Annotated in this window: 4 protein-coding genes and 9 pseudogenes; 11 read left to right on the top strand and 2 right to left on the bottom strand. The window is 32.3% G+C overall.

The window, feature by feature from the left end:
- Positions 1-101: 101 nt before the first annotated feature.
- The 8 genes and pseudogenes from ACZ1HD_RS14975 to ACZ1HD_RS14940 all read left to right on the top strand — a co-directional run bounded on the left by ACZ1HD_RS14975 (position 102) and on the right by ACZ1HD_RS14940 (position 11309).
- Positions 102-1277 (top strand): annotated as a pseudogene (locus ACZ1HD_RS14975) (2-isopropylmalate synthase).
- Positions 1278-1295: 18 nt separating this feature from the next.
- Positions 1296-2416: pseudogene (gene leuB, locus ACZ1HD_RS14970) on the top strand (3-isopropylmalate dehydrogenase).
- 316 nt (positions 2417-2732) lie between these two features.
- A pseudogene (gene ilvD / locus ACZ1HD_RS14965) lies at positions 2733-4406 on the top strand (dihydroxy-acid dehydratase).
- 84 nt (positions 4407-4490) lie between these two features.
- Positions 4491-6220: pseudogene (ilvB, locus tag ACZ1HD_RS14960) on the top strand (biosynthetic-type acetolactate synthase large subunit).
- A 1-nt stretch (position 6221) separates the two neighbouring features.
- The gene (gene ilvN, locus ACZ1HD_RS14955; protein ID WP_077810270.1) at positions 6222-6752 is read left to right on the top strand and encodes an acetolactate synthase small subunit; all 531 of its coding nucleotides are present in this window, start codon (positions 6222-6224) and stop codon (positions 6750-6752) included.
- A 10-nt stretch (positions 6753-6762) separates the two neighbouring features.
- Positions 6763-8238 (top strand): annotated as a pseudogene (gene ilvC, locus ACZ1HD_RS14950) (ketol-acid reductoisomerase).
- 74 nt (positions 8239-8312) lie between these two features.
- Positions 8313-9574, top strand: a pseudogene (gene ilvA, locus ACZ1HD_RS14945) (threonine ammonia-lyase IlvA).
- 142 nt (positions 9575-9716) lie between these two features.
- Positions 9717-11309 (top strand): annotated as a pseudogene (locus ACZ1HD_RS14940) (NADP-dependent glyceraldehyde-3-phosphate dehydrogenase).
- 58 nt (positions 11310-11367) lie between these two features.
- Here the strand turns inward: ACZ1HD_RS14940 and ACZ1HD_RS14935 are convergent.
- Positions 11368-12195 (bottom strand): universal stress protein, encoded by an 828-nt coding sequence (locus ACZ1HD_RS14935; protein WP_472687903.1) that lies wholly within the window; start codon positions 12193-12195, stop codon positions 11368-11370.
- Between the two features lie 176 nt (positions 12196-12371).
- Here ACZ1HD_RS14935 and rimP point away from each other — a divergent pair, with 176 nt between their 5' ends.
- From rimP to infB, 3 genes and pseudogenes are all read left to right on the top strand, one after another.
- A complete protein-coding gene (rimP, locus tag ACZ1HD_RS14930) occupies positions 12372-12833 on the top strand; it encodes a ribosome assembly cofactor RimP (protein ID WP_077810265.1) in 462 nt (153 codons plus the stop codon).
- 12 nt (positions 12834-12845) lie between these two features.
- Positions 12846-14100: pseudogene (nusA, locus tag ACZ1HD_RS14925) on the top strand (transcription termination factor NusA).
- Positions 14101-14170: 70 nt separating this feature from the next.
- Positions 14171-17000 (top strand): annotated as a pseudogene (infB, locus tag ACZ1HD_RS14920) (translation initiation factor IF-2).
- A 74-nt stretch (positions 17001-17074) separates the two neighbouring features.
- On the opposite strand, the gene ACZ1HD_RS14915 reads toward infB, so the two are convergent.
- On the bottom strand, positions 17075-17443 hold the full coding sequence (locus tag ACZ1HD_RS14915; protein WP_340932329.1) for an SPOR domain-containing protein: 369 nt from the start codon (positions 17441-17443) through the stop codon (positions 17075-17077).
- Positions 17444-17617: the final 174 nt, after the last annotated feature.

Genomic DNA, 17617 nt, shown 5'->3' with positions numbered 1-17617 from the left:
TTGATTTGTTTTAGAAATCGTGTATTGCCTAAAGTTAATAAATAGATTGGAAAGGCAAGATATATATTTGATTTATAATAAGGACAATCTTTATACAAATTATGCAAGACAATCAAGTACAAATTTTCGATACAACCCTTAGAGATGGAGAGCAAGTTCCTGGGTGTAAATTAGACACTAATCAAAAACTAGTAATTGCAGAGAGATTAGATTTATTGGGCGTAAATGTTATAGAAGCTGGTTTTCCTGTTTCTAGTCCTGGAGATTTTAATTCGGTTTCTGAAATTGCAAAAATTGTAAAAAATGCAACAGTTTGCGGTTTAACAAGAGCTGTAGAAAATGATATTAAAGTTGCAGCAGAGGCTTTAAAAAATGCAAAATTCCCAAGAATTCATACAGGTATTGGTACAAGTGATTCTCATATAAAATTTAAGTTTAACTCTACAAGAGAACAAGTTATAGAAAGAGCTGTAAAAGCCGTTTCTTATTCTAAGTCTTTTGTAAATGATGTAGAGTTTTATGCAGAAGATGCAGGTAGAACAGATAATGAGTATTTGGCAAGGGTTTGTGAAGCAGTAATTAAAGCAGGAGCAACAGTGTTAAATATACCGGATACTACAGGATATTGTTTACCGAGAAGAATATGGTGCAAAAATTAAGTATTTAAGAGAAAATGTAAAAGGTATAGAAAATGTAATTCTATCTTGTCATTGTCATAACGATTTAGGTATGGCTACTGCAAACTCTATTGCTGGTGTTATAAACGGAGCAAGACAAATAGAATGTACAATTAATGGTATTGGAGAAAGAGCAGGAAATACAGCTTTAGAAGAAGTTGTTATGGTTTTAAAACAACATCCTTACCTTAATTTAGAAACAACAGTTAACTCTAAATTATTATACGATACATCTATAATGGTAAGAGAAAGTATGGGTATGCCTGTGCAACCAAACAAAGCAATAGTTGGTGCAAATGCATTTGCACATAGTTCGGTATACATCAAGATGGTGTAATTAAAAACAGAGAAACCTATGAAATTATGGATCCTGAAGATGTAGGTGTAACAGAAAGTGCAATCGTTTTAACAGCAAGAAGCGGTAGAGCAGCATTGGCTTACAGAGCAAAAAAGATTGGTTACGAATTAACAAAAGTTCAACTAGATGAAGCGTATAGCTCTTTTTTAGAAACAGCAGACAAGCAAAAAGAAGTAAAAGATCAAGACATTCATAATATAATGAAAGAAGTAAATAAGACTTCTAAAATAGCAATGGCATAACAATTTAATAATAAAAGTATGAAATATACAATAGCAGTAATTCCGGGAGATGGTATTGGTCCAGAGGTTACCAATCAAGCAAAAAAAGCATTAGATGCTATTGCAGAAGTGTATGATCATATATTTTTGTACGAAGAAGCGCAAATGGGCGCATGTGCTATTGAGGCAACAGGCAACCCTTTGCCGGATGAAACTATAAAAACATGTAAAAACGCAGATGCAATTTTGTTTGGCGCTATTGGCGATCCAAAGTATGATAAGGATCCATCTGCAAAAGTAAGACCAGAACAAGGTTTATTAAAATTAAGACAAACATTAGGTTTGTTTTGTAACGTTAGACCTGTAAAGGCTTATGATAGTTTAATTAAAAACTCTCCTTTAAAAAGAGAAATTATAAAAGGTACAGATATTGCAATTTTTAGAGAATTAACGGGCGGAATTTACTTCGGAAAAAAAGAAGTAAGTGAAGATGGTAAATCTGCTTTCGATGGTTGTTCTTATGATGTTGAAGAAATATCTAGAATTTCTCATTTAGCTTTTAAAGCGGCGCAAACTAGAAGAAAAAAGTGACTTTGGTCGATAAAGCAAACGTTTTAGAAACTTCTCGTTTATGGAGAAAAACAGTTACCGAAATTGCAAAACAATATAAAGACGTTAAGTTAGAGTTTTTGTTTGTAGATAATGCTGCAATGCAGTTAATTTTAAATCCTAAACAATTTGATGTAATTCTTACAGAAAATTTATTTGGCGATATTATTTCTGATGAAGCAAGTGTAATTGGTGGTTCTATCGGTTTATTAGCGTCATCATCCTTAGGAAAAAGAAACGCTTTATTCGAGCCAATTCATGGCTCTTTTCCACAAGCAAAAGGAAAAGATATAGCAAATCCTTTAGCGTCAATTTTATCTGCAGCTATGATGTTAGAACATTTAGGCTTGCATGAAGAAGCAGATGCAATCGAAAGAGCTGTAGAAAAATCTTTATTATTAGGTATTACTACAGAAGATATTAAAGGTAAAAATAAATATCCAGCATCAACATCTAAAGTAGGAGATTTTATAGCAGATTACATTTCTAATCAAGAAGATAGTAACCTTAATTTTAAGAATATTCACATGGGGCAAAGTACTATTATTTAATCCCTAGAATTCTGATAAAAAATATATGATGAAATCATTTTTAAATATTATTTCAATTACAAGCGTCATCGTAATTATTGCGGTTTGATGAGGAAGTTGTATTTATATTTTTATAAAAAAACCTTCCACTTTAAATGGAAGGTTTTTTTATGATTTTTTCAAAAGTTGAATGTCATAATAATAAACAGTTAAAACACTTGTTTTCAGTATTTTAAATATTAATTATAATCCCTGAATGTAAACGGTATCATTGCATTTTATGTAATGTAAATAGAGAAACATAGTAATTTAGTCAATAAATTGAACAAAACAATAAATGGAATTAAATAAACATAGCAAAAGGTTAACGCAAGACGAATCTCAACCAGCATCTCAAGCAATGTTATATGCCGTAGGCTTAACAGATGAAGATATGAGCAAAGCCCAAGTAGGTATTGCAAGTACTGGTTATGATGGTAACCCTTGTAATATGCATTTAAATCGTTTAAAAGACGAAGTTAAAGTTGAATGTAATATTGCAGATATGGTAGGGTTAGGTTTTAATACGATTGGTGTTTCTGATGGTATTTCTATGGGAACTTCGGTATGAACTATTCTTTAGTGTCTAGAGATATTATTGCAGATTCTATAGAGACTGTAATGAATGCTCAAAGTTACGATGCTGTTGTTGCAATTGTTGGTTGCGATAAAAATATGCCAGGTTCTATAATTGCTATGTTGCGTTTAAATAGACCAGCAATAATGATGTATGGTGGTTCTATTGCGTCTGGAAATTATAAAGGAAGAAAATTAAATATTGTTTCTGCATTTGAGGCTTTAGGGCAAAAAGTTGCTGGAGAAATAGAGGAAGAGGAATATAAAGAAATTATAAAAAGAGCTATACCTGGTGCTGGCGCTTGTGGAGGTATGTATACAGCAAACACAATGGCGTCTGCTATAGAATGTATGGGTTTTGCTTTGCCTTATAATTCTTCAATTCCTGCAGAAAATCCAAATAAATTATCAGAAGCAGAAAGAACAGCAAGAGCAATTAAAAACCTCTTAGAGTTAGATTTAAAACCTCTAGATATTATAACTAAAAAGTCATTAGAAAACGCAGTGGCTTTAGTAAATGCTTTAGGTGGTTCTACAAATGCAGTATTGCACTTTTTAGCTATTGCGCATGCCGCAGAAATAGATTTTACTTTAGAAGATTTTCAAAGAGTTAGCGATAGAACCCCTTTAATTGCGGATTTAAAACCATCTGGTAAGTATTTAATGGAAGATGTTCATGGAGTTGGAGGTACGCCTGCAATTATGAAATATTTATTGCAAGAAGGTTTTTTACATGGAGATTGTTTAACAGTAACTGGTAAAACTTTGGCTGAAAATTTAGCAGACGTAGGGGCAATGGAGTTTGAAGAGCAAGATGTGATTTTTCCGAGAGATAAGGCTTTAAAGTCTTCGGAAATATTCAAATTATATACGGAAACTTAGCAACAGAAGGTGCTGTAGCAAAAATTTCGGAAACGAAGGCTTGCTGTTTGAAGGAAAAGCAGTGGTTTATGATGGTGAGCAAGCTGCAAACGCAGGAATTTCTAACGGAGAAGTTGAAAAAGGAGATGTAGTCGTCATTAGGTATGTGGGGCCAAAAGGAGGACCAGGAATGCCAGAAATGTTAAAACCAACTTCTTTAATTATGGGTGCTGGTCTTGGTAAATCTGTAGCTTTAATTACAGATGGACGTTTTTCTGGAGGAACTCATGGTTTTGTTGTTGGGCACATAACTCCGGAAGCACAAAATGGGGGAACAATTGGATTGTTAAAAACAGGCGATAAAATTAGAATTAGTGCAGAAGACAATTCGATAAATGTTTTAATTTCTGATGAAGAATTAGCAGCTAGAAAAGCAAATTGGGTTGCGCCAGCATTAAAACATAAAAAAGGAATTTTATATAAATATGCAAAAACGGTGGCATCTGCTTCTAAAGGATGTGTTACTGATTTGTAGATTTTAAAAGACATAAAGAATAAGAGGTGAGAACAAGATTGAAGGTATCTTTAATCTATTTTCTCTAATCTAAAAATAAAAAATATGGAAACAAAAACCATAAAAAATAAAAATAATACGGCTAAAACTACGGAAAGAATTTACGGTAGCGAGGCAATTGTTAGATCTCTAATAGAGGAAGGGGCAGACATTATTTATGGATATCCTGGTGGTGCAATAATGCCGGTTTATGATGAGTTGTATAAATATCAAGATAAAATTCATCATGTATTAACACGTCACGAACAAGGTGCAACGCATTCGGCGCAAGGTTATGCTAGAATTTCAGGAAAAGTTGGTGTCGCAATAGCTACTTCGGGCCAGGAGCAACAAATTTAATTACGGGTATTGCAGATGCGCAAATAGATTCTACACCAATGGTGTGTATAACTGGGCAAGTTTTTTCTCATTTATTAGGTTCAGACGCTTTTCAAGAGACAGATATTGTCGGTATTTCTACTCCGGTAACAAAATGGAATTGTCAAGTAACAAAAGCTTCAGATATTCCTGCGGCAATAGCAAAAGCTTTTTATATAGCAAAAGCGGAAGACCAGGACCTGTTTTAATTGACATTACTAAGGATGCTCAAATGGATGAACTTGATTTTTCCTATGAAAAATGTTCGAAAGTAAGAAGTTATAATCCGATTCCTAAAACAGATGCGTCTTCTTTAAAAGCAGCAGCAGAAATTATTAATAATGCCAAAAAACCATTAATTGTTTGGGGGCAAGGTGTTGTTTTAAGTGAGGCTGAATCTCAATTAAAGGCAGTTATGGAAAAAGCAGATATACCTGCTGCTTGGACAATTTTAGGGGCTTCTGCAATTCCAACCTCACATCCATTAAATGTTGGTATGGTTGGTATGCATGGTAATTATGCGCCAAATAAATTAACTAACGAATGCGATGTGTTAATAGCTATAGGTATGCGTTTTGATGATCGTGTAACTGGTAGCTTGTCTACATACGCCAAACAAGCCAAAGTAATTCATTTTGAAATTGATCCTGCCGAGGTAGATAAAAATGTTAAAACAGATGTTGCCGTTTTAGGTGATGCAAAGGCTAGTTTAGACTTGTTATTGCCATTGTTAAATGAAGCAAAACATACAGATTGGCTTCAAGAGTTTAAAGATTTGTACGAAGTTGAGTATGAAAAAGTGATAAAAAATGACCTATATCCCACGAAAGAAGGTATTACAATGGGAGAGGTTTTAAAAGAAATCAATATTCAGAGTAAAGGTGAAGCAGCTATAGTTTCTGATGTTGGACAACATCAAATGATTGCTTGTAGATATGCAGATTTTAATGTTACCAAAAGTAATATTACTTCGGCGGATTAGGAACAATGGGTTTTGGTTTACCAGCAGCAATAGGTGCAAAAATGGCTGCTCCGAGAGAGAGGTTGTTTCTATTTCCGGTGATGGTGGTTACCAAATGACAATTCAAGAATTAGGTACAATTTTTCAGCAAAAAGCAGCAGTAAAAGTAGTTGTTTTAAACAACGATTTTTTAGGAATGGTTCGTCAATGGCAACAACTGTTTTTTGATAAACGTTATGCTTCTACAGAAATGGTGAATCCAAATTTTGTAGCGATTGCAGAAGGCTACTACATTAAAGCTAAAAAAGTAACAATAAGAGAAGAATTAGCAGATGCAGTTGCAGAAATGATGGCGAGTAAAGAAGCTTATTTTTTAGAGGTTTGTGTAGAGAAAGAAGATAATGTGTTTCCAATGATACCAACAGGAGCTAGTGTTTCGGATATAAGATTAGAATAAGATGAGTACAGAAAAACAATTATATACAGTGTCTATTTACACCGAAAACAATATTGGTTTGTTAAATAGGATATCAGCAATTTTTCAAAGAAGGCATATTAATATAGAGAGTTTAAATACTTCTCCATCAGAAATAGAAGGTGTATCTAAATTTACAATTGTTGTAAATATGGATGAAATTAATATTAAGAAAATATTAGGTCAAATAGAAAAACAAGTAGAAGTAATTAAGGCATACTATCATAGCTTAGATGATATTATTTATCAAATATCCGGGTTGTTTAAGATTAAGTCTGAGCTTCTTTTTGAAGAGCGTCAAATTCAGAATATTATAAAAGAAAGTAATGCAAGAATTGTAACGGTAAACAAAGATTTTTTTATTCTAGAAAAATCAGGTAAAAAAGAAGAAATAGTAGCATTATACAATCAGTTAAGTGAGTTCGGTATTATGCAATACACTAGATCTGGCTTGATAGCAGTAACCAAAGAAGAAATGAAAATTTCTGAATTATTAGAAACATACAACAACTAAATAAATAAAAATGTCAAATTATTTTAACACATTAACATTAAGAGAGAAATTAGAGCAATTAGGAAAATGCCGTTTTATGGAAGCTTCTGAATTTGAAGACGGAGTAGAAGCATTAAAAGGGAAGAAAATTGTTATTGTAGGTTGTGGAGCTCAAGGTTTAAATCAAGGTTTAAATATGAGAGAATCTGGTTTAGATATTTCTTATACTTTAAGACAGGCTGCAATAGATCAAAAAAGACAGTCTTATATCAATGCATCTTCAAATAATTTTGAGGTTGGTAGTTATGAAGAAATGTTACCTACTGCAGATGTGGTAATTAATTTAACACCAGATAAGCAACATACAAATGTTGTAAATGCAGTAATGCCTTTAATGAAAAAAGGTGCAACTTTATCGTATTCTCATGGTTTTAATATTGTTGAAGAAGGAATGCAAGTTCGTGAAGATTTAACAGTAATTATGGTGGCGCCTAAATCTCCAGGATCTGAAGTTAGAGAAGAATATAAAAGAGGATTTGGAGTGCCAACATTAATAGCAGTGCATCCGAGAGAATGACCCGAAGGAAAAGGTTGGGCACAAGCAAAGGCTTATGCAGTTGCTACAGGTGGTCATAAAGCAGGTGTTTTAGAGTCTTCTTTTGTTGCAGAAGTAAAATCTGATTTAATGGGAGAGCAAACTATTTTATGTGGTTTGTTGCAAACAGGAGCAATTTTATCTTTTGATAAAATGGTGGCAGAAGGAATTGAGCCTGGTTATGCGGGTAAATTAATTCAGTATGGTTGGGAAACTGTAACGGAAGCCTTAAAGCATGGTGGAATTACAAATATGATGGATAGATTGTCTAATCCTGCAAAAGTAGAAGCATTTAGACTTTCAGAAGAATTGAAAGATATAATGCGTCCGTTGTTTCAAAAGCACATGGATGATATTATGACGGGTCATTTTTCTAAAACTATGATGGAAGATTGGGCAAATGATGATAAGAATCTTTTAACTTGGAGAGCTGCGACAGGAGAAACTGCTTTTGAAAAACAAGTAATTACTTCTGATGAAATTTCAGAACAAGAGTATTTCGATCACGGAACGTTATTAGTTGCTTTTGTAAGATCTGGTGTAGAATTAGCTTTTGAAGCAATGACAGAGTCAGGAATTATTGATGCTTCTGCATACTATGAGTCTTTACATGAAACGCCATTAATTGCAAATACAATAGCAAGAATGAAATTGGCAGAAATGAATCGTGTAATTTCTGATACCGCAGAATATGGATGTTATTTGTTTGATCATGCGTGTAAACCTTTATTAACAGATTTCATGAAAAAGGTTTCAACAAACGTTATTGGTAAATCGTTTAGTTCAGAAAATGGTGTAGATAATATAGAGCTTATTAAAATAAATAAGATTATTAGAAATCATCCGGTAGAAATTGTAGGAGAGCAACTAAGAGCTTCTATGACAGCAATGAAAGTAGTAAAAACAGCGTAAAACGTATGTTTTAAATTTTTATAAAACCTGTCAGGATTTAATACCTGACAGGTTTTTAATTTTACATAAAAATCATGCAACATAAAGATATTTATTATCCGAGTTTAGTGAATATAGAAAAAGCAGCAAGTAATTTACAGGGTGTAGCTTTTGAAACTCCTTTAAGTAAAAATCACAATCTCTCTAAAGAGTTAAATGCTAATATATTATTTAAAAGAGAAGATTTACAAGTAGTACGTTCTTATAAAATTAGAGGTGCTTATAACAAAATGTCTTCTTTAAGTGATTTAGAAAAGCAAAACGGAATTGTATGTGCAAGCGCTGGTAATCATGCGCAAGGTGTAGCCTTATCCTGTAAATTATTACAGGTAAAAGGTACTATTTTTATGCCATCGCCAACACCAAAACAAAAAATTAATCAAGTTAAAATGTTTGGTGAAGATTATATTGATATTGTTATTGAAGGTGATACTTTTGATGATGCTTTTAATGCAGCAAAATTAGAATGTGATGCTAAAAACAAAACATTTATTCATCCTTTTAATGATGAAAAAGTTATTGAAGGACAGGCAACAGTTGGTTTAGAAATTTTAAATCAAGTAAAAGAAAAAATAGATTATGTTTTTGTTCCTATTGGTGGTGGAGGTTTATCTGCAGGATTGTCATCCGTATTTAAATACGTATCACCAAACACTAAAATAATAGGTGTAGAGCCAGAAGGAGCACCATCAATGTTAACTTCTATTAGAAATAATAAAAATACTTTTTTAGATAAAATTGATGCTTTTGTAGATGGTGCTGCAGTAAAAAAAGTTGGAGATTTAAACTTTGATATTTGTAATAGAAATTTATCTAAAGTGATTACTGTACCAGAAGGTAAAATTTGTCAAACAATTTTAGATTTGTATAATAAAGATGCTATTGTTGTAGAACCTGCTGGTGCTTTAAGTATTGCTGCGTTAGATTTTTATGCTGATGAAATTAAAGGTAAAAATGTTGTTTGTGTGGTTAGTGGAAGTAATAATGATATTACAAGAACAGCAGAAATAAAAGAAAGAGCATTATTATATGCTAAATTAAAGCATTATTTTATTGTGAAATTTCCGCAAAGAGCAGGTGCGTTAAAAGAGTTTGTTGCTGAAATTCTTGGTCCTAATGATGATATTACACATTTTGAATATACAAAAAAAACAAACAGAGAAAATGGTGCCGCTGTAGTTGGTTTAGAGCTGAAATCATCTTTAGATTTAGAACCTTTAATTCAGAGAATGAAAGATAAAAGCTTTTTTGGAGACTACTTAAATGATAAACCGATTTGTTTCAGTTTTTAGTTTAAAAGAAACAACTTAAGAGTGAAATACATTTTGGCTTTTCGTTCTAAAAAGAACTGTTTTACACTTATTTTAGTTAATTTTGAACTCTAATTAAAGTAGTTTTTTTAGAGCCCTTAATTAGAGATAATTTATAAAATTACATGTATGAACTATACGTTTAAAGAAATACCAAACGAATATAAAATTAATGAGACTTTAAGTCAAGATACTTATTTAATTAACGGAGAATTAAAAAAGTGGAATGGCGATAAAGCGGATGTTTTTTCTACTATTTCATCAACAGAAGAGTACAAGCCAACTTTGTTGGGTTCTGTTCCAAATTTATCTGAAAATGAAGCATTAGAAGCCTTAAATGCTGCGTCAAATGCTTATGCAAGAGGGCAAGGTTTATGGCCAACAATGAAGGTAGAAGGTAGAATTGCTGCTATGGAGAAATTTGTAGCGCAAATGAAAACAAAAAGAGAAGAGATTGTTAAGCTTTTAATGTGGGAGATTGGAAAATCTTTACCAGATTCTGAGAAAGAGTTTGATAGGACAATAGAGTATATCTACGATACCATAGAAGATTATAAACAAATGGATAGAGATTCTGCTAAGTTTGAAAAAAATAGCGGAGTACATGCGCATATTAGACGTGGACCATTAGGTGTTGTTCTTTGTTTAGGCCCTTACAATTATCCTTTAAATGAAACTTTTGCGTTGTTAATTCCTGCTTTAATCATGGGAAATACAACTGTTTTTAAGCCAGCAAAACATGGTGTGTTGTTGTTAACTCCTTTGCTAGAGGCTTTTCAAACAAGTTTTCCTGCTGGTGTAGTAAATATAATTTACGGTAGAGGTAGAACGTTAGTTACCCCAATAATGAAAACTGGTTTAGTAGATGTTTTAGCTTTAATTGGTAATAGTAAGTCTGCAAATGCTATTCAAGCAAATCATCCGCAGAAAAATAGATTGCGTTTAATTTTAGGTTTAGAAGCTAAAAATCCTGGAATTGTTTTGCCGAAGCAGATTTAGATTTGGCGATTAACGAGTGTTTGGCGGGTTCAACTTCATTTAACGGGCAAAGATGTACTGCTTTAAAAGTATTATATGTTCATGAGGATATTGTTGAAGAGTTTAATAAAAGGTTTGCAGAACGTGTAGATGCTTTAAAGTTTGGTAATCCTTGGGAAGAAGGTGTTAAATTAACTCCTTTGCCAGAACCAGGAAAACCTGCTTACATTCAAGAATTAATTGATGATGCTACTGATAAAGGAGCAAAAGTATTGAATTATAACGGAGGGAAAACATCAGAAAATTACATTTTTCCTGCAGTTTTATACCCGGTTTCTAAAGATTCTAGAGTTTTTGAAGAAGAACAGTTTGGGCCGGTTATTCCGATAGTTTCTTTTAAAGATGTGCAAGAGCCTATAGATGATATGGCTGCCTCTAACTACGGACAACAAGTAAGTGTATTTGGTAGCAATGTTAAAACTTTAGCGCCTTTAATTGATACGTTGGTAAATTTGGTTTGTAGGGTAAACTTAAATAGTGCAGCGCAAAGAGGGCCGTGATGTGTATCCTTTTACAGGTAGAAAAGATTCTGCAGTAGGAACTTTAAGTGTTCATGATGCTTTGCGTTCTTTTTCTATAAGAACTTTTGTAGCAGCAAAAGATACAGATTATAATAAGGCTATTTTACAAGAAATTTTAGATCAGAAAAACTCTAATTTTATAAGTACAGATTACATATTATAAAACATTAACTTAGATAAAAAAAGCTACTAATTCATAAGGTATTAGTAGCTTTTTTGTTTTAGACTTTAACTGTAAACATCGGTTTTAAAGCTTTTTTAGATAAGTTTTTGGTAACGCTTCCTGTAAAAAGGTGAGATATACCACTTCTACCGTGAGTGCTTAAAGCTATTAAGTCTGCTTTTTTCTCTTTTGCATAATTAAGAATTCCTTTTTCTACAGAAACATCGTTGTATATGTTTATTGTGTGTTTAGGTAGATTGTAATCTTTTATAAAAGTTTTTACTTTCTCTTTTGCATTAAATGTGCTTTCAAATTGAGAAGGTGTGTTAATTTTTAAAAGATGAATTTTGCTATTAAAGGCATTTGCAAAATTGAGGAATTTACTAAAAACCTCCTTGTTTTCTTCTTTAAAATTCGAAGCAAAAACTAAGTTTTTTAGTTTAATTTTCGCATCATCTTTTTTAACTACAATTACAGGAGTTTTAGAACTTCTAACAACTTTTTCTGTATTAGAGCCAATCATAATTTCTTCAAATTCAGAATGACCTTTAGATCCCATTATAATTAAATCTGCGTTAATTTTTTCTGCATATTTTTTAATACCATCAAAAGGATTACTCAATTTAATAAAATATTCTACATTCATTTCATCAGTAAAAAAAGTGTTTTTAAAAGCTACTATTTTTTCTTTTGTTTTTCGAAGATATAACATGCTTTCTCGAATGCTGAATTTACTACCGGAACCCATGTCTATAACTCCTGTAGGTAATTCTATGAGGTGAATTAAATAAATTGAAGCACTCGTTTTTTTAGCAATTTTAGCAGCCATTTTAGCTGCATATTCAGACGGTTTTGAAAAATCTATTGGAACTAAAATTTTTTTCATGATATAGAATTTTAAATTAGAAAAGAGCGTGTATTTAAAGTTACGAAAAAATTTTGAATTCGACTTGGTTTGGTAAATCGTAAACAATTCGTATATTTGCACCGAAATTTATAGTAAATGAAGAAGGAAGGGGACTCAAAAGTCCCCTCTTTTTATACTTTATTTTAAGGTTTATAATGGAGCAAGAAAAAATAAAAGACTTAGTAGAAGAGGCGTTGGCAAGTAACGACTCGTTGTATTTAATAGACTTATCTATTTCTGCAAACAACAAAATACAAGTTGTAGTTGATGGTGATCAAGGTGTTCCATTAAGCGAATGTATAAGAATTAGTAAAAATATAGATGGTAATTTAGATAGAGAAGAAGAAGATTTCTCTCTAGAAGTAACCACGCCAGATATTGCTCATCCATTAAAGGTGAAAAGGCAGTATCTTAAAAATATTAATAGAATTCTTAAGGTAAAAACAGCAGAAGAAGAGTTTGAAGGAACTTTAACAGACGCAACAGAAGACAACATTGTCTTACAATGGAAGGCAAGAGAACCAAAACCAATTGGTAAAGGAAAAGTTACGGTACAAAAAACAGTAACATTAGAGTATAAGGAGATTAAAGAAGCAAAAGTGAAAATTGTATTTTAAGCAAAAAATGTAATGGAGAATATAGCATTAATTGATTCGTTTTCAGAATTTAAAGATAATAAAAGTATAGACAGAGTAACACTTATGTCTATTTTAGAAGAAGTGTTTAGAGCTACTTTAAAACGAAAGTTTGGGTCTGATGATAATTTTGATATTATTATCAATCCAGATAAAGGAGATTTAGAGATTTGGAGAAATAGAGTGGTGGTTGCAGATGGTTTTTCTGAAGATGATAACGAAGAAATAGAATTAGCAGAAGCAAGATTAATCGAGCCAGATTTTGAGATTGGAGAAGACGTATCTGAAGAAGTTAAGTTAGTAGATTTAGGAAGAAGAGCAATTTTAGCATTACGCCAAAACCTAATTTCTAAAATCTATGAACACGATAGCACTAACATCTTTAAGCAATTTAAAGATTTAGAAGGCGATTTATATAGTGCAGAAGTACATCATATTAGACATAATGCAATTATTTTGTTAGATGATGAAGGTAATGAGATTGTATTGCCAAAAAGCGAACAAATACGTTCAGATTTCTTTAGAAAAGGAGATTCTGTAAGAGGAGTAATTAAAGCAGTAGAATTAAGAGGTAATAAACCTGCAATAATTCTATCTAGAACCTCTCCCGCTTTTTTAACAAAATTATTTGAACAAGAAATTCCGAAGTATTTGATGGTTTAATTACTGTTGAAGGTGTAGCAAGAATACCAGGAGAAAAAGCAAAAGTAGCAGTAGATTCTTATGATGATAGAATCGATCCTGTTGGAGCTTGTGTTGGTGTTAAAGGTTCTAGAATACATGGTATAGTTCGTGAATTAGGTAATGAAAACATTGATGTTATCAATTACACTAAAAACGAACAACTATTTATCTCAAGAGCATTAAGTCCTGCAAAAGTGACTTCAATGGAAATTGAAATGTACGAAGAAGAGAAAAATGGTAAAAAAGGTCGTGTAAACGTACTTTTAAAGCCGAAGAAGTGTCTAAAGCTATTGGTCGAGGTGGTGTTAATATTCGTTTAGCGAGTGAGTTAACAGGTTACGAAATAGATGTTAAGAGAGAAGGTCTTGAAGAAGAAGACGTAGAATTAACAGAATTTGGTGATGAAATCGAAGCTTGGGTAATAAAAGAATTTAAAAACATTGGTTTAGATACTGCAAGAAGCGTATTAGAAACAAGTGTACAAGAATTAGTTAAGAGAACTGATTTAGAAGAAGAAACTATTTTAGACGTTCAGAGAATTCTAAAAGAAGAATTTGAAGATTAGTTTGTGAAATAGTGAAAGAGTAATCGTAAAAAAGTATATTTTTACAAAATTAAAGGCTAAAAAATAATATATGTCTGAAGGCAAAACAACGAGGCTTAATAAAGTTTTAAGAGAATTAAATATCTCTCTAGATAGAGCAGTAGAATATTTAGCAGATAAAGGTCATGAAATAGAATCAAGACCAACTACTAAAATTTCGGTGAGGTCTATCAAGTGCTCCTAGATGGTTTCCAAACAGATGCTAGCAAAAAAGCTGCATCTAAGGAGGTTGGTGAAGAGAAGCGTAAAGAGAAAGAAGCTATTCGTGCAGAACTAGAAGCTAAGCAAGAGAGAAAAAGAGCAGAAGACGCTAAAAAAGAAGAAGTTCTTAAAGCTAAAGCCGAAAAACTAGAGTTTAAAACTGTTGGTAAAATTGATATTGATAATATTGGTAAGCCTGTAGCAAAAAAACAAGAAGTAGAGGCTAAAGAAGAAGTACCGAAAGGAGAAGCTCCAAAAGTTGAAAAGCCAACGGAAGTTGAAAAGCCTAAAGAAGAAGCCAAAAAGGAAACTGAACCTGTTGCTAAACCATCAGAAGATAAAAAAGTCGTTAAAGAGGTAAAGGTAGATAAGCCTATTTCTTTAGTTGAAAAAGAAGCTTCTAAGGTTGCTAAAAAAGCAGAAGGTAAAAAGGATACTACAAAAACTTCAGAAAAAACTGAAGAAGTAACTCCAGAAAATGCTGAAGCTATTAAAACTCAGTATAAGAAGTTAGACGGACCAAACTTTACAGGTAAGAAGATTGATTTAAAGCAATTTGAAAAACCTAAGAAGAAGAAACCGAAGCTAAAAAAGATGCATCTTCAGATCCAAGAAAAAAGCGTAAGCGTATTGTAAATAAAGCTGGTGGTAATGCTGGGAATAGAACTCAAGGAAACAGAGGTCCAGGAAACAATAGAGGCTCTTTCAATAAAGGTAGAGGTAATAATAGACCAGCTGCTGTTAAGAAAGAAGAACCAACAGAAGCAGATATTCAAAAGCAGGTTAGAGAAACTCTTGAAAAACTTCAAGGGAAATCATCTAAAGGTAAAGGAGCTAAATATCGTAGAAATAAAAGGGATGCTCGTAGAGAGCAGTCTGAAGCAGAACAAGAAGCACAGGCATTAGACAACAAAGTTTTAAAAGTAACAGAATTTGTTACGGTAAGTGAAGTTGCAACAATGATGGACGTGCCTGTTACTAACATTATTTCATCTTGTATGATGTTAGGAATGATGGTAACAATGAATCAGCGTTTAGATGCAGAGACTCTTGTTATTGTTGCTGAAGAATTCAATTATAAAGTAGAATTCATTGGTGCAGAAGTAGAAGAATCAATCGAAGAAGTTGTTGATAAGCCGGAAGATTTAATTAGTCGTGCGCCAATTATTACGGTAATGGGTCACGTAGATCACGGTAAAACATCTTTATTAGATTATATTAGAAAAGCAAATATTGTAGATGGAGAAAGTGGAGGAATTACACAGCATATTGGAGCATACTCTGTTAATGTTGGTGATGAAAAAATAGCTTTCTTAGATACACCAGGTCACGAAGCCTTTACAGCAATGCGTGCACGTGGGGCGCAAGTAACGGATTTAGTAATTATTGTTGTTGCAGCAGATGATGATGTAATGCCACAGACAAAAGAGGCAATTTCACATGCACAAGCAGCAGGAGTGCCAATTATATTTGCGATTAACAAAATTGATAAGCCAAATGCTAATCCAGATAATGTAAAGACACAATTATCTGCAATGAATTTGTTGATAGAAGAATGGGGTGGAAGTATTCAGTCTCAAGATATATCAGCAAAAACAGGTCAAGGTATTGAAGAGTTGTTAGAAAAGGTTTTATTAGAAGCAGAGATTTTAGAATTGAAAGCAAACCCTAATAAAAATGCAGTTGGTACAGTTGTAGAAGCTCAGTTAGATAAAGGTAGAGGTTATGTAACAACTATTTTAGTGCAGGCTGGTACTTTAAAAATTGGAGATTATATTCTTGCTGGTAAAAACAGTGGTAAAGTTAAAGCCATGTTTGATGATAAAGGAAGAAAATTAAATGAAGCAGGTCCTTCAACTCCAGTATCAATTTTAGGTTTAGACGGTGCGCCACAAGCGGGTGATAAGTTTAACGTATTTGAAGATGAAAGAGAAGCTAAACAAATAGCATCTAAGAGATCTCAATTACAACGTGAGCAATCTGTAAGAACTCAGAAAACATTAACGTTAGATGAAATAGGTCGTAGAATTGCGTTAGGAGACTTTAAAGAATTAAATATTATCTTAAAAGGTGATGTTGATGGTTCTGTAGAAGCTTTAACAGATTCTTTCCGAAATTATCTACAGAAGAGATACAAGTAAATATTTTACATAAAGGTGTTGGTGCTATTACAGAAAGTGATGTTTTATTAGCAACAGCTTCAGATGCAATTATTGTAGGATTTAATGTGCGTCCGCAAGGTAACGCAAGAATGGTAGCAGATAGAGAAGAAGTAGATATTAGAACATACTCTATTATTTATGATGCTATTAATGATCTTAAAGATGCAATGGAAGGAATGTTATCTCCTGAAATGAAAGAAGAAGTTACAGGTAATGTCGAAATTAGAGAAGTTTATAAGATTTCTAAAGTGGGTAACATTGCAGGTTGTATGGTTATGTCTCGGTAAGATTTATAGAGATTCTCAAATTAGAATTATTAGAGATGGAATTGTTGTGCATGACGGAACATTAACTTCTTTAAAGCGTTTTAAAGATGATGTTAAAGAAGTAGCTAAAGGTTACGATTGTGGTCTTCAAGTTAAGAATTACAATGATATTGCAGAAGGTGATGTAATTGAAGCTTACAAAGAAGTAGCAGTAAAAAAGAAGTTAAAATAAACTGATTTGAACCAAATATAAAAGCCGAAATTCTTCATTGAATTTCGGCTTTCTTTTTCTGGTATTTTAGATATTTATTTTTTCATAGGCACTACAATTGTACCAGAGAATTCTTTTTTAAATATCAAATTAGCTCTGTCTGCTTCTAGTTTTGTTTTGTAGTTACCAACTTGCACTTTCCAGTCCGGATTGTTGTATACAAGCTTCGTGTAAACTCTAGGATAAAGAACTTTAAAACGTGCGTGTTTAGACCTTGCAGTTCGTTCATTTCCGTAATAAATTTGAATGCTGTAACCATAACCATTAGACTTATTATAACTTCTTTTCTTTTCTAATAAATTAGTTACTTCTTTGTCTTTTTTAGTTGAGTTTTGGGCATTTAAAGTACCAATACTTACAAATAAACAGAACAAAAATATCTTTAAAAACAGTGTGTTTTTCATAATCTTAAATGTTTCTGCAAAAATAACGACTTGCTAAAGAATAAATTGAGTCTTTTCCTTATTTAGAATTATTATAAATTGATATTTAACATTCTATTAGCTTTTCAAAATTTAGCAATATGTAGTACTTTTGTTGAACTGTTCAAAATGTGTTTTTTGAACGAATTTATACAC

It is taken from the genome of Polaribacter sp. HA6-7 (assembly GCF_055693625.1).
Note: the sequence above shows the minus strand (reverse complement) of the source record. Positions and strands in the feature narration are given on the sequence as shown.

What these genes read in the sequence shown, in the direction of transcription:
- ilvN (WP_077810270.1), top strand. Translation starts at nt 6,222, where the DNA reads ATGAGTACAGAAAAACAATTATATACAGTGTCTATTTACACCGAAAAC.
- ACZ1HD_RS14935 (WP_472687903.1), bottom strand. Translation starts at nt 12,195, where the DNA reads ATGAAAAAAATTTTAGTTCCAATAGATTTTTCAAAACCGTCTGAATAT.
- rimP (WP_077810265.1), top strand. Translation starts at nt 12,372, where the DNA reads ATGGAGCAAGAAAAAATAAAAGACTTAGTAGAAGAGGCGTTGGCAAGT.
- ACZ1HD_RS14915 (WP_340932329.1), bottom strand. Translation starts at nt 17,443, where the DNA reads ATGAAAAACACACTGTTTTTAAAGATATTTTTGTTCTGTTTATTTGTA.